This is a genomic window from Vibrio sp. Y51_MX_L26 (genome assembly GCF_024181935.1).
Classification (GTDB): Bacteria; Pseudomonadota; Gammaproteobacteria; order Enterobacterales; family Vibrionaceae; genus Vibrio; species Vibrio diabolicus.
In genome coordinates, this window is sequence record NZ_JAMZAS010000011.1 from 76511 (window position 1) to 100620 (window position 24110).

Annotated in this window: 20 protein-coding genes; 15 read left to right on the top strand and 5 right to left on the bottom strand. The window is 43.6% G+C overall.

Annotation, left to right across the window (positions count from 1 at the left end; genetic code table 11):
• The first annotated feature begins 82 nt into the window (after positions 1-82).
• The 4 genes from NL645_RS18970 (at position 83) to rsmF (ending at position 7382) form a co-directional block, all read left to right on the top strand.
• Positions 83-1879, top strand: coding sequence for an ABC transporter ATP-binding protein (locus NL645_RS18970; RefSeq protein ID WP_053807440.1), 1797 nt, complete (start codon positions 83-85; stop codon positions 1877-1879).
• A 24-nt stretch (positions 1880-1903) separates the two neighbouring features.
• Entirely contained in the window at positions 1904-3154 is a 1251-nt protein-coding gene (locus tag NL645_RS18975; protein ID WP_253652210.1) for a paraquat-inducible protein A, read from the top strand.
• Positions 3147-5795, top strand: a complete 2649-nt coding sequence (locus tag NL645_RS18980) for a PqiB family protein (RefSeq protein WP_124007911.1) — start codon at positions 3147-3149, stop codon at positions 5793-5795. Before NL645_RS18975 ends, NL645_RS18980 begins: the two co-directional genes overlap by 8 nt.
• A 150-nt stretch (positions 5796-5945) precedes the next feature.
• On the top strand, positions 5946-7382 hold the full coding sequence (rsmF, locus tag NL645_RS18985) for a 16S rRNA (cytosine(1407)-C(5))-methyltransferase RsmF (protein WP_046876211.1): 1437 nt from the start codon (positions 5946-5948) through the stop codon (positions 7380-7382).
• A gap of 283 nt (positions 7383-7665) precedes the next feature.
• Here rsmF and NL645_RS18990 read toward each other — a convergent pair whose 3' ends face one another.
• Positions 7666-8499 carry a S1 RNA-binding domain-containing protein gene (locus NL645_RS18990; protein ID WP_005396561.1) on the bottom strand — a complete coding sequence of 278 codons (834 nt, stop codon included), beginning with the start codon at positions 8497-8499 and terminating at the stop codon, positions 7666-7668.
• A gap of 192 nt (positions 8500-8691) precedes the next feature.
• Between NL645_RS18990 and NL645_RS18995 the strand changes: the two genes are divergently transcribed.
• Positions 8692-10044 carry a hypothetical protein gene (locus NL645_RS18995; protein WP_006743263.1) on the top strand — a complete coding sequence of 451 codons (1353 nt, stop codon included), beginning with the start codon at positions 8692-8694 and terminating at the stop codon, positions 10042-10044.
• A 28-nt stretch (positions 10045-10072) separates the two neighbouring features.
• Here NL645_RS18995 and NL645_RS19000 read toward each other — a convergent pair whose 3' ends face one another.
• Positions 10073-10570 (bottom strand): DUF4442 domain-containing protein, encoded by a 498-nt coding sequence (locus NL645_RS19000; RefSeq protein ID WP_005396564.1) that lies wholly within the window; start codon positions 10568-10570, stop codon positions 10073-10075.
• Positions 10571-10944: 374 nt separating this feature from the next.
• On the opposite strand from NL645_RS19000, the gene NL645_RS19005 reads away from it, so the two are divergent.
• Positions 10945-12003 carry a 3-deoxy-7-phosphoheptulonate synthase gene (locus NL645_RS19005; protein WP_006743262.1) on the top strand — a complete coding sequence of 353 codons (1059 nt, stop codon included), beginning with the start codon at positions 10945-10947 and terminating at the stop codon, positions 12001-12003.
• Positions 12004-12024: 21 nt separating this feature from the next.
• On the top strand, positions 12025-12507 hold the full coding sequence (locus NL645_RS19010; protein WP_253652211.1) for a YajQ family cyclic di-GMP-binding protein: 483 nt from the start codon (positions 12025-12027) through the stop codon (positions 12505-12507).
• Positions 12508-12610: 103 nt separating this feature from the next.
• On the opposite strand, the gene NL645_RS19015 is transcribed toward NL645_RS19010, so the two are convergent.
• Positions 12611-13531 carry a bifunctional precorrin-2 dehydrogenase/sirohydrochlorin ferrochelatase gene (locus NL645_RS19015; RefSeq protein WP_006743261.1) on the bottom strand — a complete coding sequence of 307 codons (921 nt, stop codon included), beginning with the start codon at positions 13529-13531 and terminating at the stop codon, positions 12611-12613.
• 460 nt (positions 13532-13991) lie between these two features.
• Here NL645_RS19015 and NL645_RS19020 point away from each other — a divergent pair, with 460 nt between their 5' ends.
• The 5 genes from NL645_RS19020 (at position 13992) to NL645_RS19040 (ending at position 19235) form a co-directional block, all read left to right on the top strand.
• Complete coding sequence (locus NL645_RS19020) at positions 13992-15020, top strand: amino acid ABC transporter substrate-binding protein (protein ID WP_005396567.1); 1029 nt, start codon at positions 13992-13994, stop codon at positions 15018-15020.
• 218 nt (positions 15021-15238) lie between these two features.
• Positions 15239-16444, top strand: coding sequence for an amino acid ABC transporter permease (locus NL645_RS19025; RefSeq protein ID WP_006743259.1), 1206 nt, complete (start codon positions 15239-15241; stop codon positions 16442-16444).
• 1 nt (position 16445) lies between these two features.
• A complete protein-coding gene (locus NL645_RS19030) occupies positions 16446-17543 on the top strand; it encodes an amino acid ABC transporter permease (RefSeq protein WP_012841798.1) in 1098 nt (365 codons plus the stop codon).
• A 23-nt stretch (positions 17544-17566) separates the two neighbouring features.
• Positions 17567-18316 (top strand): amino acid ABC transporter ATP-binding protein, encoded by a 750-nt coding sequence (locus NL645_RS19035; protein ID WP_005377400.1) that lies wholly within the window; start codon positions 17567-17569, stop codon positions 18314-18316.
• Positions 18317-18566: 250 nt separating this feature from the next.
• Positions 18567-19235 (top strand): Bax inhibitor-1/YccA family protein, encoded by a 669-nt coding sequence (locus tag NL645_RS19040; protein WP_046876207.1) that lies wholly within the window; start codon positions 18567-18569, stop codon positions 19233-19235.
• 76 nt (positions 19236-19311) lie between these two features.
• Here NL645_RS19040 and NL645_RS19045 read toward each other — a convergent pair whose 3' ends face one another.
• A complete protein-coding gene (locus NL645_RS19045) occupies positions 19312-19686 on the bottom strand; it encodes a hypothetical protein (RefSeq protein WP_005396572.1) in 375 nt (124 codons plus the stop codon).
• A 968-nt stretch (positions 19687-20654) separates the two neighbouring features.
• On the opposite strand from NL645_RS19045, the gene NL645_RS19050 reads away from it, so the two are divergent.
• Complete coding sequence (locus NL645_RS19050) at positions 20655-20984, top strand: TusE/DsrC/DsvC family sulfur relay protein (protein WP_005377396.1); 330 nt, start codon at positions 20655-20657, stop codon at positions 20982-20984.
• A 3-nt stretch (positions 20985-20987) separates the two neighbouring features.
• Here the strand turns inward: NL645_RS19050 and yccX are convergent, their stop codons facing one another.
• Complete coding sequence (gene yccX, locus NL645_RS19055) at positions 20988-21260, bottom strand: acylphosphatase (RefSeq protein WP_005396574.1); 273 nt, start codon at positions 21258-21260, stop codon at positions 20988-20990.
• A gap of 90 nt (positions 21261-21350) precedes the next feature.
• Here yccX and NL645_RS19060 point away from each other — a divergent pair, with 90 nt between their 5' ends.
• Positions 21351-22754 carry a methyl-accepting chemotaxis protein gene (locus tag NL645_RS19060; RefSeq protein WP_253652212.1) on the top strand — a complete coding sequence of 468 codons (1404 nt, stop codon included), beginning with the start codon at positions 21351-21353 and terminating at the stop codon, positions 22752-22754.
• Between the two features lie 161 nt (positions 22755-22915).
• Positions 22916-24109 carry a class I SAM-dependent methyltransferase gene (locus NL645_RS19065; protein WP_170903338.1) on the top strand — a complete coding sequence of 398 codons (1194 nt, stop codon included), beginning with the start codon at positions 22916-22918 and terminating at the stop codon, positions 24107-24109.
• Position 24110: the final 1 nt, after the last annotated feature.

The following is a 24110-nucleotide window of genomic DNA, read 5'->3' on the forward strand; positions in this document are numbered from 1 at the left end:
TACTTACTATAAAAGCTTCCATTCTCACTGTATGGCGCTAAAATGCAGCCCTACTTTATAATAGGACTTATTCTCAATTACAATGCTTCTGAAAAATGACACTATTAGCCGTTCTTGGTTGATAACACAAGTAAAAAAGCACAAGTCCAAGCTGATCATAGCGAACTTGATAGCGGTGCTTGCAACCTTGATTAGTGTTCCAATCCCCCTTCTCATGCCGTTGATGGTTGATGAGGTTTTATTGGACCAACCAGCAAAAGGCTTAGCTGCTATGAATGCCATTCTCCCTGAAGCGTGGCACACTCCGACGGGTTATATATTTTTCACCCTTTTCTTGGTCGTCCTGATGCGAGCTGCAAGTCAGGGGTTAAATATCCTTCAAAGCCGACAATTTACACTTGTTTCTAAAACGATCACGTTTGAGATGCGCAGTAAAATGATCGACAAGCTTGGTCGTATCAGCATCCGCCAATACGAAACCAAAGGCAGCGGAGGCATCAACGCTCACCTTATCACTGACATTGAGACCATCGATAAATTTATTGGTTCTACGTTAGCAAAATTCGTTATCAGTTTTTTAACGGTCATTGGTACTGCCATCGTTCTGCTTTGGCTCGACTGGCGACTTGGTCTATTTATTTTGCTAGTTAACCCTATTGTCATTTACTTCTCACGTAAACTAGGAAGTATGGTTAAACATCTGAAACGGAAGGAAAATCATTCTTTTGAAATTTTCCAAAATCGTTTAGTTGAAACATTAGATGGCATTTACCAGCTGCGCGCAGCCAATAAAGAGCGAGAATTTCTCCAGCAACTCAAAGACAGTGCGAACCAAGTTCGTGTGGATGCAGACAAGTATGCGTGGCAATCAGAGGCGGCAGGTCGCGTCTCTTTCCTACTCTTCTTAATCGGTTTTGAGTTATTCAGAGCCGTCGCCATGCTGATGGTTATGTTTAGTGACCTCACTATTGGTCAAATCTTTGCTGTTTTTGGTTACCTATGGTTTATGTTGTCTCCTGTTCAAGAGCTGCTCGGCATTCAGTTTTCTTGGTACAGCGCGAAAGCTGCGTTAAAACGCATCAACGACTTATTAGTATTAGAAGAAGAACAAAGACCGGTACCTAAGGTAAATCCTTTCAAAGAAGACAGAGAAGTCGATGTTAAAGTAGAAAACGTAGACTTCTCTTATAATAATGAAAACAAAGTCCTAGATAACCTTTCTTTACATATACCGGCAGGAAAGAAAGTGGCGTTAGTTGGTGCGAGCGGAGGCGGTAAGTCAACCTTAATACAACTACTTATTGGGGTTTATCGTCAAAACTCCGGTAGCATTCGCTTTAATGATGAATTAACAGAAGATATTGGTTTTGAAGTAATTCGTGACAAAATTGCCGTGGTATTACAGCAACCTATACTATTTAACGACACCTTGAGGCATAATCTAACGCTCGGTGGGAATTTTGACGAAATGTCACTTTGGCGAGCTCTTGAAGTAGCTCAGCTGCAAGATGTTATTTCTCAACTGAATCACGGTTTGGATACTCAAGTCGGCCGTAACGGCATTCGTTTGTCAGGTGGTCAACGACAACGCCTTGCCATCGCAAGAATGGTGCTGAGTGATCCTCAATTTGTTATTTTAGATGAAGCCACGTCTGCGCTTGATACCGCTACTGAAGCGGCATTGCACAAAGCATTGACTGAATTCTTACGTGGTAGAACAACATTAATCGTTGCGCACCGTCTATCAGCCGTAAAACAAGCCGATTTGATCTACGTGCTTGAAGATGGAAAAGTGACGCAAACAGGTACTCATGGTGAGTTAGTTGAGCAAGAAGGCTTATATCAAACCTTATATGGGGGCATACAGTCCCACGCTTAAATCGCTCAAGTTAGAGAGGTCGTTATGACCTCTCTGTCTAAGCACGCCATGCAGCCAAATAATGTGCGCTTGTGCCAAGGTTGCGAATTGCCTGTCGATATCGTCGACTTACCCAATGGAAAAAATGCACACTGTCCTCGTTGTGGCACACAGTTGTATCGAGGCGGTAGCCCTAGCCTCTCAGGTAATTTAGCCGTCGCGATGACCTGTATCCTGCTATTTATTCCATCACACTTTTTTAACTTTATTAGTATCCGACTCTTTGGTGTGATGATTCCGGCAACCCTACCTTCAGGGATGATCACATTGATGGAAGAAGGCTTTGTTCTTCTTTCACTGCTTATTCTATTTTGTAGCTCTCTAGCGCCGCTGACGGTTTGTGTTTCAGTGGTTACGGCACATATCTCGCTGCATCAACGGTGGTTTCGAGGGCTTCGTGTTTCACTGTGGCTAATTCAACATTTGAAACATTGGGTAATGCTGGATGTGTTCTTAGTTAGCATCGCCATTTCCTGCTTCAAACTCCAAGATTATTCCGACATTTTTGTAGGCCCAGGGTTAATTGGTCTGGTTCTTTTGCAGATATTTACCGTTTTGTTAGTTTCTCGAATCAGTGTGCGTCGTTACTGGGAAGCCTGGAAGCCAGAACGTCTTTATTCCTTTGAACACAAAGACGTGCATTGCCATGAGTGCCACTTGTCTCAACCTGAAGGTGACCATTGTCGGCGTTGTCACCACGAGTTATATCATCGCAAGCCCAACTCCATTCAGAAGACATGGGCTTACCTCATTGCGGCAACGATAGCGATTTTCCCTGCCAACTTGATTCCTATTTCCATCTTGCTGACCAATGGCAAACGTTTGGAAGATACTATTTTCTCAGGCGTAGCTGGGTTGGTAAAAAGCGGTATGTATGGCATCGCAGTGATCATTTTTGTGGCCAGTATTGTTGTGCCAGTTGTAAAAATACTTGGCCTTGCCTACATCATGCTTTGCATTCAATTCAAACGTTCGGTGTTTAAGAGACAACGAATGATGGTTTACTTTGTTGTTAAATGGATCGGTAAATGGTCTGTGATGGACTTGTTTGTTATTTCTATCATGATGACCTTAGTCGATCGTGGTCAGATACTTGATTTCACACCAGGATATGGCGCCGTGGCCTTTGGTGTTGTCGTGGTATTGACCATGCTTGCAGCGGAAAGTATTGATCCAAGGCTAATCTGGGACCAAACAGGCCCAACACAATCAGAAAAAGAGTCAATGAATGAGTGATCAGAACAGTTCTCAAACGTCATACGTACCAGATGTAAAGCGGAGCAAAGGCATATCTCCTCTTTGGCTTTTGCCAATTTTGACCATGGTCTTAGCTGGCTGGCTTGTGGTGAAGTCGATACACGATGCAGGACAACGGGTGCAAATCTATTTTTCTGACGCTGCTGGCTTGGTCGCTGGGCGAACCACTATCCGTTACCAAGGGCTAGAAGTCGGTATGGTGAGAGACATTAACCTCACTGAAGATCTCGGCAGTATTTATGTTGATGCCGACATCTACCCTGAAGCGGCAAAATTGCTGAACGATAAAACTCGCTTTTGGCTGGTAAAACCAACAGCAAGCCTAACGGGAGTTTCTGGGCTCGATGCGCTCGTGTCGGGTAATTACATATCGATTCAACCTGGAGATGGTCAAGAGTTTGAAACAACGTTCCATGCGTTAGACTCTGCACCAACAGATTTGCGCGTTTCACAAGGTTTGAACATTAAACTCAAAAGCCGCGATTTAGGTGGTGTGTCGATTGGATCTCAAATTGTTTATAAGAAAATTCCAATCGGTGAAGTCTACAGCTACCAGCTGGATGAAGACGCAAAATCTATCACGATTCAAGCCAACATCCAGGATCAATACCGACATATCATTAACAACCGCAGTCGGTTCTGGAACGTAAGTGGAATCGGTGCCAGCATCGGTTTTGAAGGCGTCGATGTAAGGCTAGAAAGCATGAGTGCTCTACTCGGAGGCGCGATCGCCGTCGATTCTCCGGATGACGGTGAGCCTGTAGAAGAGAATACTGAATTCCGTCTGTATAAAGATTTGAAAACTGCAGGTCGAGGTATCGCTGTTAAAATCGTCCTCCCTGATGACAGTAAAATCAGTGGCGAAGGCGCACCCATTATGTATCGCGGAATCGAGATTGGCCAAGTTACAGACTTAAACCTATCCGAAGGGCGAGAAGTGATATTAGCGTCAGCGGCAATTCAACCAGCTTTCAGTGACATGCTGACGACAGGTACCCGATTCGTCTTAGAAGAAGCAAAAGTGTCCCTCTCTGGTGTTGAAAACATTGCCAATCTCGTGAGAGGAAACTTCTTAACCATTGTGCCAGGTGCCGGTGATCGCTCTCGCCGCTTTACTGCCATTCGTAAAAACGTTTTTAACCAACAGCAAGAAAAGTCCATCGCTATTCGTTTAGTGTCTGACAACTCGTTTGGCCTAGATAGCGGTGCCAACGTGCTTTACAAAGGCATCGTGGTCGGTTCAATTATCAACGTAGGCTTAGTTGAAGAAGGTAAAAAATCGCAACATGAAGTATTTATGGATGTATTGATTGATCATGAATACAAACACCTGATCAAATCAAACAACCGTTTTTATGTAACCGGAAGTGCCTCTGCAGAGTTAACGGAATCGGGCCTCAGCGTTACCGTTCCTCCGGCAAAACAGTTGTTAACTGGGTCCATTAGCTTTGTAAGCGAAGGCAAGCAAGATATTCAAAAGGAGTATCAACTGTTCCAAAACGAATCATTGGCAGAACTAGCACAGTACAACCAAAGTGGCTCTAGAGCACTCACACTGTTTGCTTCTGAATTGCCGCCGATTTCCAAAGGCAGCCCTCTACTCTATCGTAATCTTCCTGTTGGTAACGTCTCCGATTTCCAATTGGTTGATGGCGGTGTGTTAATTAAAGCAACCATCGAAAACCGCTTTGCTTACCTCGTAACACCGCAAACCGTCTTTTGGAACCGTTCAGGGATAGAGATAGATGCATCGCTAGCCGGTGTGAGTGTAAAAGCTCACCCTTTAAAATCGTTAATCGAAGGTGGCATCGCTTTTGACTCTGTTCCTGGCGTTGAAAACAAAATTGGAGACAACTGGAAGTTATATACAGATCAAAAAACCGCTCGCAAGTTTGGACGCGTCATTGCTTTAGAAACCGACGGCTCGCAAGAGATTGCTAAAGGAATGCCGATTGAGTATCAAGGCGTCAAAGTTGGTGAAGTCACACTGGTTGTACCGAATTTTCGTCGCAATATGGTTGAAATTACCGCAAGAATTCTACCTGAATACGTAGAAAACATTGCGGTTGAAGGCTCACATTTTTGGCTAACTGAGCCAGAGATTGGCTTAGGGGGCGTGAAAAACCTTGGCGCATTGGTGTCGAAATCCATCAGTGTTGAGCCAGGTAAAGGTAAAGCTAAATTTGATTTTCAGTTGGAAAACGGTTCAGAACGTGTTCAGGGCATGATGTTTACTTTACAAAGTGAACAACGAGGCTCAGTACAAGTCGGAACGCCTATTCTTTACCGCCAGATGGAAGTCGGCCAAGTCACCGACGTGAGCCTAGGAGAATTTGCCGATCGCGTCGTCACGACCATCAAGATACAGCCTGAATATGCTTACCTCGTTCGTCAAAACAGTGTGTTTTGGAATGTTTCAGGAGTAGATGTCTCCATCGGGCTTACCGGCGCGAACATCAAAGCGGGCACATTTGATAGTTTAGTTCGCGGAGGAATTGCGTTTTCAACGCCAGAGCAATCGACTATTCCACCAGCGGCAAAAAGTGGGCAATCTTTCTTTTTGTATCCACAAGCTGAAGAAGGTTGGACTCAATGGCGTACTGCGATTCCTAAGCCGTAGAATAAAGCTCAATTGTATGTGAATTGAAGTTTGAGTACCTTAAAAGAGCAGCAATCGCTGCTCTTTTTTATTGCTCGGCCCTTGTCACTATTCGTTTCCGCTTCGCTTTCGTATATTATTTGCCACAAATTCTGCAAACGAGATCCCACATTGCATCCTAATGTTTACATCCCAGACGCGTTTCTGGAAAAAATCCAAACTATCCTTCCGGCTCACCTCAACATGGAAGACTTTATCGCATCGTGCCAAAAGCCACTGCGCAAAAGTATTCGTGTTAATACGTTGAAGATCAGTGTTGAAGCGTTTCTAGAACGTGCAGACGCAAAAGGCTGGAAGCTTTCTCCTGTGCCTTGGTGTGACACGGGGTTTTGGATTGAAGCGGACGAGTCAGTTGTACCATTAGGCAACACTGCAGAGCACATGTCAGGCTTATTCTACATTCAAGAAGCCAGTTCAATGATGCCAGTATCTGCGCTGTTTATGAATGACGAATCTTACGATGCCGTGTTAGATACAGCAGCTGCACCAGGATCAAAGACCACTCAAATCGCGGCTTTAATGAACAATGAAGGCGTTCTCGTGGCTAATGAATACGCCGCAAGTCGTGTAAAAGTGCTGCATGCCAACGTGGAACGTTGTGGTGTACGTAACGCCGCACTAAGTAACTTCGATGGGCGCGTTTTTGGCGGTTGGCTACCAGAACAATTTGATGCGGTTCTGCTCGACGCGCCCTGCTCCGGCGAAGGCACCGTTCGCAAAGACGAAGATGCAATGAAAAACTGGACGCAAGCTTCCGTGCTCGACATAGCTGACACACAGAAAGATCTTATTGAAAGCGCCTTCCATGCACTAAAGCCCGGTGGTGTGATGGTTTACTCAACGTGCACACTCAGTACCGAAGAAAACCAACAAGTTTGTCATCACTTGAAAGAAACCTTTGGTGATGCCGTTGAGTTTGAAAGCCTTGAGACCTTGTTTGAAAACGCAAATGCTGCTCTAACTGAAGAAGGTTTTTTGCATATCTTTCCACAGGTCTACGACTGCGAAGGGTTCTTTGTTGCAAGAATTCGTAAACTGGCTGCTGTTGAACCACCAAAGGTCAAAAAGCGCATGGGCAAGTTCCCGTTTACCAAAGCATCGAAAAAAGAATCGGTTGAAATTGCCCAACAGCTGCAAAGTGCGTTAGGTATTGAACTTCCGAATGACAGTTCTGTATGGCTTCGCGATAAAGATGTCTGGTTGTTCCCTAATTCTTTAGAGCCAATGATCGGCGAATTACGCTTCTCCCGTATGGGTATCAAGATCGCGGAAGCCCATAAAAATGGCTACCGTTGGCAGCATCAGGTGGCAACGGCATTAGCGACAGGCTCTGAGGCAAACGCCATTGAACTCAGTATTGAAGAAGCGCGCGAATGGTACATGGGACGTGATGTTCGCCCACAAACGATTCCTGAGGGAATGAAAACAGGTAAAGGCGAAGTGCTTGTCACCTATCAAGGCGCAGTCATTGGCCTTGGGAAATGGGTAAGCAACAGAATAAAGAATGGTCTTCCTCGCGAATTAGTACGAGATAAGAACTTATTTTAAAGAAGTAGCAAATCATAAATAAATGAAAAGCCATCGTATTTGCGATGGCTTTTTAATTCGTAAGTATGAAAGCAACTGGGCTCGCTAGCGATCCGGATACGCTGTACTAAACTAGTTGTATCAAAGTAATGCTTTGATATGGCATTTCTCTCTATGTTCACCAACAAAATTATTGTTGGAAAAAGTTTAGCGCAGGCTCTGCGGAGCCGTTTCCCCTAGGCCCAAAAAAAGGAAAAGTTTGGGCCGTTTTTTTGGCTGCCGATCCGCTATACGTGAGTTTGGGCTACGCCAGACGAATGCCGTCTTTCTCGATAACAATCTTGCCCTGCTTGTACAATCCACCAATGGTCTTTTTGTAAGTACCTTTACTTGTACGGAAAGCGTCAAAAATCGCTTCAGGAGAAGACTTATCGTTCAAAGGTAAAAAGCCGCCTTTCTTCTCTAACAGATCAAGAATCTTGCTAGAAAGATCGTCCATTTTTGCCACGCCGACTTTTTGTAGCGCGAGATCGATTTTGCCATCTTCACGAATTTGCTTAATAAAGCCTTTCAGTTTCTTACCGATGTAAAGCTTACCAAACACATCTGATGGGAAAATCATGCCCCAATGCTTTCCGTTAACAATCGCTTTGTAGCCAAGTTGACTGCGCTCTGCGATGATCAAATCAACTTGTTCGTTAACTTCATAATTCGCCGGAGTTTTGTCTAACCATTTGTTGAACTTAGTCGTACCAACAATGCGGCCTGACGCTTTGTCAGTATAAACATAGACAAGAATAGTTTGTCCCGCAGAGAAGCGAGTGCGTTGCTCACTAAAAGGAATAAGCAAATCCTTCTCTTTGATGCCCCAATTTACAAAAGCACCTGTCGCGTTGACGCCCTCAATCTTCATTAAGCCCCATTCACCCACTTGGGCAATAGGTCTTTCAATGGTCGCAGCAAGCTGGCTTTCTGAATCGAAGTACAGAAATACGTCTACATGATCACCAATTTCAGTACCTTCTGGTACATACTTATTAGGCAGTAGAACAGAACCGTAATCATCACCATCCAGAAATACGCCAAAATCAGCCTTTTTAATGACTTCTAAGCTGTTAATTTGACCAATTTTAATCATTGATTTTGTCTCTTTTTAAATTTACGTGGAATTATACCTAAACTAACAAGAAAATCAGAGAGAAAAGCATAGTGCTCTGTTATGCTGTTGTCGTTCAGCTATATGCCCCAGTCACTCTTTTAGCACTTTTATGCTTACCTGCTCAACAGTACGCATAAGTTAAGAATGCTTTAACAAAGTCAGGAGCTTTCTTTGGTCACCGTCGATAAACAAGACTCAATAACATTAAAAATCAGTCATGCACTCGCAAAGAGCAAAAGTGTCGACCTAGATATTTACTTTTTTATACCTGGTGAGCTTGGTTTAAACGCCGATATCATCAGTGAATCCGAATTTTATTACACTTCAATCACACAGCAACGCTCTTATTACAGTACTGAAATCCTTCTACCGCTAGTACACAGTCGACTTGCCAAACGTGGACGCCTGTCGAATCAACAATACCGAGTAAGTTTGAGTTTGTTCGCGTACCAATACGTTATTGCGCTAGACAAAGCGGTGGCAAGTTTAAACAAGCATCAGAACAACTCCGTAACGGAAGATGAAGTAGACGAAGTTATCGAGCTCACGCTTGAGATCTTAAAGCGCTTGCGACGTTCTATTCCTTATGAAGAGAACTTAAAACGGTACTACGTTAACATCGATAACTACCTGTCTTGGTATACCGAGCAGAAGTTTTTATCTCTAGTGGCTCATCTCCCGCGTGAAGGCGATTATGGCACGATTAAGAAACGCTTGATCACGCTCTGTGAAAAAGAGCAAGCCCATCGAAAACTCAACAAGTACAACTCTCCAAGAGTCGTTGAAGACGTTACTCGCCTATCTAACAAAATGCGCTTGCTAAGACGCTTGATTGAACATCCTATCGTGCTTCGTGAAGAAACCATATCAATGGGTAACAACATCAAGCGTGCTATCAAAGGTATTGCTACTGGCTTGGTGATGGTTGTCGTGACCTCAACCGTGATTCTCGCTCGCGATTACCTTGGGGAAATTTCCGCGTCCTTCATTATCGCGATGTCATTTATTTATGCTCTACGAGAAATCTTTAAAGATGATTTGCGCGATGCGATGTGGCGATGGATCCGTAAAGGCAAGCCAAAGTGGCGTAAGAAGTATGTTGATCCAACAACGAAAAAAGTGGTCGGCAGAAAATTAGAGTGGCTCGATTATCGTACGTTAAGTAGCTTGCCAGATAAGATTCAAAGAATACGTAAGAAGCGCGTCGTGCAGCGCGAAGAGCAGATACTTCATTATCACGAGAAAACCGAAATGGCGACCTCTCTATTCTTGAGTGGTTATGAGCAAACAAGAGAAACACTGAACATCAGTTTGCGCCCTATCATCCGCTTGATGGATAAAAGCTCAAACCGAGTTTATCGTTTAAATGAAGGGCAAGTGACCAAAGAGTCAGTAGAGAAACGTCATTTGCTCAATGTGATTGTCAAAGAGGACAACCACACCGATGAGCCTGTTTATTATCGTTGGAAAGTGGTCTTAAACCGCTCCAAAATCGTCTCGATTGAGCAGATTGAACTCAATTAAAGCGATATTCTTTAAAAACAGCAAACCACTAAGCAGCCTCTTTTCTTTGTTGGGCTGCTTTTTTTATCGAAAGAGTCAACGAGAATTCAGCCATAGGTTCGTCACCATGTAAGCTAGGACACAACGCGACGATTTTTACATCTCGATTCACTCGTTCACCCGTTGCCAACGTATGATCGAGCATCTCATCAATGACATGACCATCGTTACACACAAAGTGTACATCCGCTTCCGGACGTTTTAAAAACTCGGCTTTGACGCCTTTAAATGCTAAAGAGATCGCTTCTCCTTTTTCTTGCGCCTTGCTCATAGCAAGAAAACCACCTGCTACATCCGCCCCAACCGCTAAAGCGCCGAAATACATGCTATTCAAATGGTTCTTTGTTCTTCTTCGCAAAGGGATTCGAACCTCAACGTGCTCGCTATCTATCGCAATGATCTTAGGATGACAAAGCCAAATCAGAGGCACTTTAGAAAAGCCAAATAGATTTAGGTACAAATTTGCACGACGTACAGCTGATAACATTTTGGTCTCCTTACCAATCTAGTCAGACCAGTTAATCAACGAAAGAAATAGATGTCAAAAAAATGTTAACAAAAGCTCGATCTCACGAGTTATTTAGCCACTAATTTAGTGACATTGTCACACAGATAAACATGAGGTTTGCCGCAGTTATCTTGATTGCCTAACGGTGAGATAGATGAAATGGTTATAAATTCAAATGTATATATATTGATTTAATGATCAAGTTTTGTCATTTATACATAAGTCATTTAAATGAATACCTACACCTTTGTATACAATTCGGTATTTCCTGGCGAAGATTCCCGTGAAACGGTTTATTCCTGCCTGTAATTCCGTTATCTTTACCCCTTCGCAATAGAGAATAAAGCTATAACATGCCTATAAAAACAGATGAATTGAGAACCCAACCTTTGGGTCCAATGCCTACCCCAGCAGAGCTAGGTAGTGTACATCCTATTACGGATGACGTTGCAGACCGTATCGCTCAATCTCGTCGTCAGATTGAAAACATTTTATCGGGTGAAGACGATCGCCTTCTTGCGATTGTAGGTCCGTGTTCTGTTCACGACACTGAAGCTGCCATTGATTACGCCACTCGCCTGAGTGAAATCCAAGACAAGTACAAAGACGAACTGTTTATCGTGATGCGTACTTACTTTGAAAAGCCTCGTACAGTAGTTGGTTGGAAAGGTTTAATTACCGACCCTAACCTAGATGGCTCTTACGCGCTTGAAGCTGGTCTCCATAAAGCACGTAAACTACTACTGGATATCAACAAGCTTGGTCTTGCGACTGCTACTGAATTTCTTGATATGATTACTGGTCAATACATAGCGGATTTGATCACGTGGGGCGCGATCGGTGCTCGTACAACAGAATCGCAAATTCACCGTGAAATGGCATCGGCGCTGTCTTGCCCAGTTGGTTTCAAAAATGGCACAAATGGCAACGTAAAAATTGCAATTGATGCAATTCGCGCATCGAAAGCCTCGCATTACTTCTACTCTCCAGATAAGAATGGCCGCATGACGGTTTACCGCACAAGTGGTAACCCATATGGTCATATTATTTTACGCGGCGGAGAGAAAGGCCCTAACTTTGATGAAGCGTCAGTAAAACAAGCGTGTGATGCTCTAGCCGAGTTTGGGTTGCCACAACGTTTGGTTGTGGATTTCAGCCACGCAAACTGTCAGAAGCAGCACAGAAAACAAATCGACGTTGCTCAAGACATTTGTAACCAAATTAAGTCAGGCAGTACTCGTATTGCGGGTATCATGGCTGAAAGCTTTATTCTTGAAGGCAACCAGCCAATGACTGACATCAACAACCTAACGTATGGTCAATCTATTACAGACCCATGCCTAGGCTGGGAAGATACTGCTACAATGCTAGATATGCTGGCAAACGCCGTTAAATCCCGAAAGTCCCTATAACAAAATAATCAAGGAATCTTCATGCCATCGTTTGATATTGTTTCTGAAATCGATACGGTTGAACTACGTAACGCCGTTGATAATGCTAACCGTGAATTGTCTACTCGTTTCGATTTCCGCAACGTTAATGCGAGCTTTGAGCTAGTAGAAGAAAACGTAAAAATGTCTGCGGAAGGTGACTTCCAACTTAAGCAAATGCGCGATATTTTACGTGGCCACTTGGCAAAGCGTAATATTGATGCAAACGCAATGGATGCACAGGACCCAGATGTAACTGGTAAGAACTGGCACCAAACTCTGCTTTTCCGCCAAGGTATCGATACACCAACAGCCAAAAAAGTAGTGAAACTTATCAAAGACGCAAAGTTAAAAGTACAAGCCTCTATTCAAGGCGACAAGGTACGTGTTACTGGTAAGAAACGTGATGACCTGCAAGCGACAATGGCAGCGATTCGTGAAGCAGAGATGAGCATACCATTCCAGTTTAACAACTTCCGTGATTAATCTGTCTGAGAAGTAACTTAGTTTAAAAACGCCAGCGCATAGTTCGCTGGCGTTTTTGTTGGCCTTTTAATCGAGCAAGCCAAGTGCCCACTTTTTAACGTGGTTATATCACCAAGTCCTGCCCTTGCAGCAATAAGAACTCGCTCGTCCCTTTAGGGATAAACACGCAAACTCGAAGCTTTTCAGATTTAGCCTTGGTCAACATATCAGAGAGTTCAGCTGCGCTGGAGAAAGCTTCTCGCTCTGCATCTCTTCGTATTAGCTCTAACACGTTCGCTTCGCATCGAGTTGAGTAAAGTGCTAGCTCGGCTTGTTGCATGTAGCGCACGGCCTTAATTGGCAACATCTCAACGTCTTTCCCTACCTGTATCCAAGTACAACTTCCCTTTTCATCCAAAGGTGTTGCCATGGTCGCTTGGTAAATCGTTTCTAACTCTCTATTATCTCGCGCGTTTTCAACCTCAGGATTCGAGAAGAATTGCTCCCAAAACTTACGACGTAAATCGACGCTAGGTAGTGCTTCTTTAATCGAATTACGCTTTGAGTTAGCAAAGTCCGCCATCAACCCCATGTTTTGTGGCAGTATCGATTCAAGCTTTTCACGGATGTTTCGAATTAAAACTGGTGAGGCGCCGCCACTAGAAATAGCAATTTGTATGCGGCCACGATTGATCATAGAGGGCGTAATGAAATCACAATAAGGCTTATCATCAACAACGTTCACTAGGATGCCTAATTCTTTCGCATCTTTATACACTTGGTGATTTAGCTCAGGATTATCTGTCGTGGCCCACACTTGAACAAAGCTTTTAGTGACAATGTCACTTGAATAGAAACGTTGCACCCAGCGCACTTGATGCTCTGCAGCAAGCTTAGACAGAAAATCGACCAACGTTGGAGAAACGATAGTGACATCCGCCCCTGCTTTTAGCAAAGCTTCCACCTTTCTGCTTGCCACTTCACCGCCGCCCACGACAAGAACGGGTTTATTGATTAAATCTAAGAACAGAGGAAAATATCGCATTTCAATCCATGATTACTCTAATTAGCTGTTGTAGACCATGCTACCAAAAATGGGGCAAGCTCATCACCCTGTTTCGGTATCACAAATAATTTTTGTTCGAATTTTTACTGAACTTCACCAAGCTCAGCTAATGACAGTTTTAATAACAACTTTTTATTCTCTTGTATTGTTCACTCTTCTATTGATTGTTCTGGTGCACCAAATTGTCCATGATTTGCACTATTTACAAACAATTAACATTTCGTCATTCTAAATCTCAAGGCGCTTTGTAAGTTCTCTCAAAACTTCATTTAAATTATATATTTGAGAATTAACAGATCCTTTCCTACGCTTATAACTGGTTGATCTATCGAATACCGTTTCTTCGAAAATCAATCACGTAGGACGATAACTCTAACGAATTGGACACGTTATTTCAGGTCACTCCTGATTAAACATGGATCATACAGGAAGGATACAAATGGCAAATAAACTCACAGTTCTTGCTTCCGTCGTAGCGGCTTCTACTGCGATGATGGCAACATCAGCTCAAGCAGCAGACACTACTCTGGACAAAGTCACAAAACAAGGTTTTCTTACTTGTGGTGTAAGTACCGGTCTACCTGGTTTCTCTAACCCTAACTCAAAAGGTGAATGGGAAGGTATCGACGTAGAATATTGCCAAGCACTGGCTGCAGCCGTTCTTGGGGATAAAACGAAAGTTAAATATGTACCCCTAACCGCGAAAGAACGTTTCACTGCGCTTCAATCAGGTGAGATTGATGTGCTTTCTCGTAACACCACCTGGACACTGCATCGTGATACTGCACTTGGCCTCAACTTCGTAGGGGTAAACTACTACGATGGCCAAGGCTTCATGGTGAAGAAAGATCTTGGCATTTCAAGCGCAAAAGAGCTTGATGGTGCATCAGTTTGCGTACAGTCCGGTACAACAACTGAGCTGAACCTTGCTGACTACTTCCGTAACAGCGGTATGTCATACAAGCCGGTCGTATTTGATACAGCAGCCCAAACGTCAAAAGGTTTCGATGCAGGACGTTGTGATGTATTAACGACTGACCAATCTGGTCTTTATGCATTGCGCCTGAACCTGAAAGATCCCTCTTCTGCAGCCGTTCTTCCGGAAATCATTTCCAAAGAACCACTAGGTCCCGTCGTTCGTCAAGGTGATGACCAATGGTTCAACATTGCGAAGTGGACATTATCAGCAATGATTAACGCCGAAGAGTATGGTATTAGTTCGAAAAATGCGGATGAAATGCTGAAATCGAAAGATCCAAACATCAAACGTATTCTTGGTGTTGACGGTCCGAAAGGCAAAGGTTTGGGTATTCGTGATGATTGGGGCTACCAAGTTATCAAGCAAGTCGGTAACTATGGTGAAAGCTTCGAACGCACAGTCGGTACTGGTTCGCCGTTAGAAATTTCTCGTGGCGTTAATGCGCTATGGAATGCAGGCGGCTTTATGTACGCGCCACCAATCCGATAGAACAAGTTAATCAGGGCGGTTCATGCCGCCCTTTTTCTTGATTTTATCCATCTGTATGAGTAAGGACCGCTCATTGAATGGTAAGAAGTATTCGCTTAGATAGGCTATTTCAACTCGAATATCGCCGTTTAACTCTGGTGAAAACATGCTTCGACCAGCAAGGACGTGACTATTTATACAGGCAGATATCTATAACTAAGGTTTGAGGTTATCGCTGTATGAAACCGACAAAAGATGCATCGCCAAGTACGATGTCCAAACCGAGCGGAAGCAAGAGCTTGATTTATAATCCCGCCTTTCGTTCTGCTATTTTCCAGATCATTGCCATAGCTGCACTGGTATTTTTCTTTTACACGATTATTAACAACGCACTGAACAACTTAGATGCTCGTGGGATCGCTACGGGTTTCGGTTTTTTAAATCAAGAAGCCGGGTTTGGTATCGGGCTGACGCTAATTGAATACGATGAAACGTACTCTTACGGCAGAACGTTTATTATTGGCCTTCTAAATACGGCGCTGGTCTCCGTATTAGGTATTATTCTGGCTACCGTGATTGGTTTTACCATGGGGGTCGCTCGCCTTTCTTCTAACTGGTTAGTGAGTCGCTTGGCTGCTGTTTATATCGAAACGTTCCGAAATATCCCACTTCTTCTACAAATATTTTTCTGGTATTTCGCTGTTCTTCAAGCATTACCCTCACCGCGTCAAAGCTTGAGCCTTGGCGAAGCCATATTCTTGAATGTTCGTGGTTTATATTTTCCAGCACCAGAAATGGAGCCAGGCAGTGGCTTTGTTATTGCTGCATTAATCTTCGGGGTGATCGCCAGCTTGTTGATTAATGTATGGGCGAATAACAAGCAACGCCTAACTGGGCAACAAACGCCAATGGGAAGAATAGCTTTAGGCTTAGTCGTTGGCCTTCCGCTGATTGTCTACTTCCTTGCTGGTATGCCAATTTCACTAAATTATCCTGAACTGAAAGGGTTTAACTTCCAAGGTGGTATTAGCATTATTCCTGAACTTGCCGCACTACTTTTGGCATTGAGCGTTTATACCGCCTCCTTCATTGCCGAAATTGTACGTTCTGGTATTAATGCGGTTAGCCATGGTCAAACGGAAGCGGCGATGTCGCTGGGCTTACCACGCGCGAAAACTTTAAAGCTTGTTGTCATTCCGCAAGCGTTACGAATTATTATTCCACCTTTAACCAGTCAATATCTCAACCTCACCAAAAACTCATCGTTAGCGATGGCGATTGGTTACCCAGATCTTGTCTCTGTCTTTGCTGGTACCACCCTGAACCAAACGGGGCAAGCGATTGAGATCATTGCGATGACGATGGGCGTGTACTTAACCTTAAGTTTGATTACGTCTGCATTAATGAACTTGTATAACCGTAAAGTCGCGCTGGTGGAGAGATAATATGAGTACTCATCAATTTCAACCGGATCTCCCGCCACCAGCCAATACCGTCGGCTTTGTTGGTTGGATGCGGAAAAACCTATTTAATGGACCTGTCAACTCCATTGTTACCGTAATTCTTGCTTATCTTGTCTTTAGTGCAATTTGGCATATCGTTGATTGGGCGTTTATCAACGCGGACTGGATTGGTTCGACGCGTGACGATTGCAGCCGAGAAGGTGCTTGCTGGGTATTTATCAGCGTGCGCTGGGAGCAGTTCATGTACGGTTTCTATCCTGAGTCTGAACTGTGGCGCCCTCGCCTTTTCTATATCACATTGGCTATATTTACTGTGTTGCTAGCGTATGAAAAGACACCGAAACGGATTTGGATTTGGCTTTTCTTCGTAAACATCTACCCATTCATTATCGCTGGGCTGTTATATGGTGGGATATTTGGGCTAGAAGTGGTCGATACACACAAATGGGGCGGATTACTCGTTACGCTCATCATTGCGCTAGTCGGTATTGTCGTTTCATTGCCGATTGGTGTGGTACTCGCGCTCGGTAGACGTTCAGAGATGCCCATCATTCGCAGTATTTGTACCGTCTATATTGAAGTTTGGCGTGGTGTGCCACTGATTACCGTTCTGTTCATGGCGTCCGTTATGCTGCCTTTGTTTATGTCCGAAGGGTCCGAGACAGACAAACTTATTCGCGCTCTTATTGGTGTAGTGATGTTTGCCTCGGCTTATATGGCAGAAGTGGTACGGGGTGGCTTACAAGCGATTCCAAAAGGCCAATATGAGGCTGCCGACGCACTTGGGTTAAGTTACTGGAAAAAAACAGGGCTTATTATCTTGCCGCAAGCGCTGAAGATTACGATCCCTTCTATCGTGAACACGTTTATCGGATTGTTTAAAGACACCAGTTTGGTTCTTATCATTGGTATGTTTGACGTACTAGGTATAGGACAAGCAGCAAACACCGACCCTGACTGGCTAGGCTTTGCTACTGAAAGTTATGTATTTGTCGCGTTAGTGTTTTGGGTATTTTGTTTTGGCATGTCGCGTTATTCGATATGGCTTGAAAACAAACTTCATACCGGTCACAAACGATAACTCATCAAGCTCAAGGACGTATTATGACGCAACAACAAGACTATATGATCCAATTGAAGGACATGAATAAATGGTATGGTGAGTTTCACGTACTAAAGAATATTAACCTCGATGTTAAGCGCGGGGAAAAGATCGTAATCTGTGGCCCATCAGGGTCAGGAAAATCAACGATGATTCGCTGTATTAACCGCCTCGAAGAGCACCAAGCTGGTAGCATCTATGTTTCCGGTACGGAGTTAACTGAAGATTTAAAAAATATTGAAGCTGTGCGCCGTGAAGTGGGCATGTGCTTTCAGCACTTTAATCTCTTCCCTCATTTAACCGTACTGGAAAACTGTACGCTCGCGCCTATTTGGGTGAAGAAGATGCCTAAAGATGAGGCAGAAGCGGTCGCGATGAAATATCTGGAACGCGTTAAAATTCCGGACCAAGCAGAGAAATATCCTGGCCAGTTGTCTGGTGGTCAGCAACAACGCGTGGCGATTGCCCGTTCATTGTGTATGAACCCTAAAGTTATGCTTTTTGATGAACCAACATCAGCGCTTGATCCGGAGATGGTTCGCGAAGTGTTGGATGTAATGGTCGAACTCGCCGAGGAAGGCATGACCATGCTCTGTGTGACACATGAAATGGGGTTTGCGAAAGAGGTTGCCGATCGCGTGATATTTATGGACGCAGGAGAGATCATCGAAGAGAACAACCCTGTTGATTTCTTTGAAAACCCTCAATCAGATCGAACTCAAAATTTCCTAGCGCAAATCTTACATCACTAAGATCTTTTCCAACTGGCATAATAAAAGCACTGATTTCAATGAAGTCGGTGCTTTTTGTTACTAAATTCAAAATTCTGTGTGACAATCACTATGACTTTGCTCTGCAGTAATATTGTGTTACAAGTTGTCAAATACATAACATCTTATTTCTATTATTATTTTATCTAAGTTATGCATGGTTAGGGCTTGATTTTTTGAACTTTCAATCCCATAAATGTACCAATAGTAAACTCCCTTACTGAGGATAATTATGAACAGTCCAATGTTTACTCGTTCAACAAGTGTTCCCAACACACTTGAAACTAACAAAGTACTGAAAAACACTTACTTCCTACTGTCGATGACACTGATGACCAGTGCGATCGCAGCAGTGGCAACAATGGCAATGCAAATTTCACCAATCATGGCGATCGTGATGCAAATTGCAGCGATTGGTATTTTGTTCTTTGTCATGCCAAAAGCAATCAACTCATCATCTGGTATCGTTTGGACATTTGTTTTCACAACTCTAATGGGTGGTGCTTTAGGTCCAATGCTTAACTACTACGCATCGATTCCAAACGGTCCAACGATCATTGCTCAAGCTCTAGGGTTGACTGGCATGGTGTTTCTAGGCCTATCGGCTTACACCATTTCGAGCAAGAAAGATTTCTCTTTCATGCGTAACTTCCTGATGGCAGGTTTGATCATTGTTATCGTGGCGATGCTGATTAACATTTTCGTTGGTTCAACAATGGCCCAACTAGTAATAAGCAGCGTCTCTGCACTAGTGTTCTCTGGTTTCATCTTGTTTGATACAAGCCGTATCGTTCGCGGCGAAGAAACTAACTACATTAGTGCGACAATTTCGATGTACCTAAACATCCTTAACTTGTTCACTAGCCTACTAAGCATTCTAGGTATTATGAACGACGATTAATCGTTCGCTCTAAGGTGAATACTAAAAGCCCGAAGGTAATTCCTTCGGGCTTTTTCTTTGTCAGTGGTTACGTACATTACGCCTGTTCGACTGCTAACTCGATAACTTCATCAGCCTCAGGGTTTTCTCTAAAACGTCTCACTTTAATCGTATCTTCACCCAACATGATTTGCTTGGCGATTCGATGCATACCATCAAAAACGCGGTAATCATTGGTTAAAATTACGGGATACGACAAATCGGCATTGTTGATGCGTTGGCAATGCTTCGCGATCTCACGACAGGTTGGCTGTGGTCCATCATCACTAAACCAGGTCACTTCATTAGGGCCTTTGATATCATCAATAGCAATTTCCTCTACAGGTAGGGACTCCGCGAGCTCCCAAATACGCTCAATAGACCAAATGGATTTGACGTTGTCATTTATTTCAATGTAACGTTGTTTCGACATGACTAACTCCTTGTCATCGTTATTGTTTACAACCAGAATGTAGGTTGCTTATCAACCAAGAGAATATCGGTCTATAAGAACAAACACAACGTCGTAAGCTATTCACTCGCATATAAAATTGCACTTATTAGACATCTAATTCAAACAAATTCTTCGATAAAACCGTACTGCTCTGCCATTTATATCCAGTTAGTAAGCCCAACTGGCAATTTTGTATTTAGGTGTTTTATTTAAGGAATACTGATCTTAAGCTCGTAGTCGCTCATCAACTGATAACAAAATGCAAAATACTCCAAACGCAACCCACCAGTAACTGAACATCTTGAGCGCAGGTAACCAGACGAGTGATTCCTCAGCGACACTAAATAGCCTATATGCTGATATTGCTGGCGTCAGTAGCATGGCTCCCCAACTCACAAAAAGGAGTGGTCCGTAAAAGTAACGCAGCCAAGCATATTTCTTTTTTAAAGGTTTATGTTGTACAGCTCCCATCAAACAGAGGAAAGAGAATATCGTAAAGCTGGCTTGCAACAACGCCCATCCAATTGAAACTAAAAGATCCGACCATTCCATATCCAGTTTAATAGCTCCCAGTCATTATTAAACCCTCAAAAACATAACGATTCTTTAAAATTTATTCTCTTGATTTTAACGTTGTTTACGCTCGTTGTGATTGACCTATCTAAAACGGCCAATTTAACTGACAAACCAATCATAAATTGAGACGTTTGTGTATATCTATGCAAACTCCCGAGTACTCACCCCGAAAAATTTCTAACAAACTGAATAGTTTCCTATATATTTGAATAAAAGAGCATTTGTATCAAAGCACCTGGCTCAGTCAAAAAGCACTCATCATTTTGTACGCTTTTGCTTCGCTCGGCACTACTTCGAGATTCTTTTGTTGAGAACATCCTCACCTGTCGCTAATCTATAAACATCCATGTTCACTTAGCGGATGAAACGTTATGTTCGTTTACAACGGCAAAGAAATTGAAACTGATGCTCAAGGCTACTTACTGGATCATACTCAATGGGAAGAAGGTATGATTGAGCTTTTAGCAAAAGAAGAAGACATCGAGCTTACGGATGCTCATTTGGAAGTTGTGCACTTTGTGCGAGATTTTTATGAAGAGTTTAATACTTCCCCTGCTGTGCGTATGCTTGTCAAAGCAATGGAAAAAGCGCACGGCCCAGAAAAAGGTAACAGTAAGTATCTATTCAAGCTGTTTAAAAAGGGGCCAGCCAAACAAGCGACTAAATTAGCCGGCCTACCAAAGCCAGCTAAATGCTTGTAGAATTTACAAAATCTTAAAACCGCGCAACGGCTTATATGACGCAGACTCCTGTATCACACTCTCTACTGTTGCCGTTCGCGGGCCTTCTTTCAACCACTCGGAAAACGCAGCTATTTGTGCATCTGTTCCACACGCCATAACTTCAACATCACCATCGTTTAGGTTCTTCGCGTAACCCGTCAAACCCAGTTTCAATCCTTGATGGGAAGTATGGTAACGAAAGCCGACGCCTTGAACGTGACCTTTTACTATAAATCTCTCACACTTTACGTTCATCTTTGTACCGCTTCTTTTTACTGAGTGATATATTCTTTTCGTCTATTCACCCCACTAAGGATAGTGGGTTTTTGCACGGTTATTATAATTATGAAAGAAATTCCATTCCGCTGGATTGATAAGTATCTCATTCACTTAAAGATTCAAGAAAAGTTCTATTTGCTCTTCGTTCTCCCTCTTCTTGCTTTAGTCATTCTCACTCTCGTCCTTAATAGCGCGGCTAATACGTTGATCTCAAGTATGTACCAAGAAGAGCTCATGCTTATGAAAGGTCTGATAGAGGCAGGCAACCTTTCTCAATCGCAAGTAGCAAACCTCATAGCTGGTTCAGAAACCGTTTCTCTTGGCTCTGGTCCGCAATCCGTGTCTGTTCTAAATGGTGCGTACAGCTTGGTTGCAAACCATGAACTTTCTTTATGGACTGCCCTATCAACGACTCAAGTGAGCATCATCTGTGTGAGCTTGTTTATTCTCGCTCTTGGCGTTTACTACATCATGACGTTTATTGGCGGCGCGATGTTCACGATGAACAAAGCATTAAACACCCTTGCGGGTGGCGACTTAACCGCAAGAATGAACTTCTTCCCTGTTCGCGACGAGTTTAGTGAAATTGCTATTACGATAGACAAAGTTGCAGAACGAGAGCAACAAATGGTGCTGTCGATTCAAGAGTCTGTGGCGTTAATGCAACAAATTAGCTCAGACCTGAATCAATCAATTCATCACAGTTCAGATATTTCTGCGACGCAACAAGAGCACCTCAACTCTCTTGCGAGTGCAACGGAACAGATGGCATCAACGATTCGAGAAGTCGCGATATTAGCTCACGATTCAAGCGCGCAAACCGATGATGCGCGCAGCGTGGCTCAGTCTGGGCAAGTAAAAGTAGAGAATACACTGCACTCGATTTCGAACCTCTCTAATGAGATTCAATCTGCGTCTCAAGCAGTAGCGGAGTTAGATGCCAATGCCGCACAAATTGATGAAGTCGTGACAACCATTAATGGGATTTCCGAGCAAACTAACCTACTTGCATTGAACGCAGCCATTGAAGCAGCACGTGCTGGTGAGCAAGGTCGTGGATTTGCGGTCGTTGCGGATGAGGTTCGCGCTCTTGCGGGACGCACTCAGCAAGCGACGGTTGAAATCCAAACAATGATTGAATCATTACAGCGTAACAGTCAGTCGCTTACTAAGCTGATGGAAGTGACAGTTAATAATGCAAATGAGGGACAAAACCTCATGACGGAAGTGAATCACGAAATCGGCTCTTTGGCAGATAAAAATCAAACTATCTCCGACAGTAGCATTCAAATTGCAACAGCAGCTGAAGAGCAAGGTGTAGTCGCGGACAATATCGCCTCAAGCGTTGAAGAAATTCGAGTTCAAGCAGATAACGTGTGCAATATGATAAGCACGACTTCACAAAACGTGGATCAACTGCGTAAGCAAAGCGACACAATGGAGTCGCTCCTTACTGGACTTAAAGCATAGCAACGGAATCTGTTACAGCAAATTCAAATAAAAGGGTCACTTTAGTGACCTTTTTTGTATTTAAAAGTCACTACAATGTACTGGATTGCCGAGGGATATTGCTTTTACCATTCACATCCCGGACAATACGCCCCTTTCAAAATTCAACAAGAGCTAATGAAATGACAGCTGCTATCTATTTGGTTAAAGGTCGTGAGAAATCGGTCAAGCGCAAGCACCCTTGGATCTTCTCTCGAGGCATCAACAAAGTTGAGGGCGAACCTGCTCTTGGCGAAACGGTTGATGTATTCACTCACGACGGTAAATGGCTAGCTAAGGCGGCATATTCGCCAGCTTCACAAATTCGTGCTCGTATTTGGAGTTTTGATAAAGAAGAAATCGACACCGCGTTTTTCGTAAAACGATTAAAAGACGCACAACTTCTTCGTGAAGACATTATCGAACGTGATGGCCTTACGGGTTACCGCCTTATCGCGGCAGAGTCTGATGGTATGCCAGGCGTTACGATTGACCGTTACCAAAACTTCTTTGTGTGTCAACTTCTCAGTGCCGGCGCAGAACACAATAAACAGGCCATTGTTGATGCTCTAGTTGAGTGCTTCCCTGATTGCAATGTGTACGAGCGTTCTGACGTCGCGGTACGTAAGAAAGAGGGTTTGAAAGAAACCACGGGCGTCTTGCACGGCGAAGAGCCACCTAAATCGGTCGTCATCGAAGAAAATGGCGTAAAGATTAGTGTAGATATCGTTGGCGGTCATAAAACAGGTTTCTACCTAGATCAACGTGATAGTCGCCAGCAAGCGATGAAATATGTGAAAGGCAAGGAAGTTCTTAACTGCTTCTCTTACACAGGTGGCTTCGGACTTTACGCTCTGAAAGGTGATGCAAAGCGTGTGATAAACGCTGACGTATCACAACCTGCTCTAGACACTGCGAAGTTCAACGCAGAACTGAATGAATTTGATATCTCGAAGAAGCGCGCCGTGTTCCTAAACGCAGACGTGTTTAAACTGCTTCGTGAGTATCGTGACCAAGGAACTCAGTTCGATGTGGTTATCATGGATCCACCTAAGTTTGCAGACAGTAAAGCCCAACTAAACGGCGCATGTCGTGGTTACAAAGACATCAACATGCTAGCAATGCAAATCCTAAAACCTGGAGGTACGCTACTGACCTACTCGTGCTCTGGCTTGATGGATCAAGTTTTGTTCCAGAAAATCATTGCTGACGCAGCCGTAGATGCTAACCGCCAAGTAAAGTTTGTGGAGCGCTTTGAACAAGCTGCTGACCACCCAACCGATACAGCATACCCAGAAGGTTTCTACCTGAAAGGTTTTGCATGTAAAGTTCTGTAAT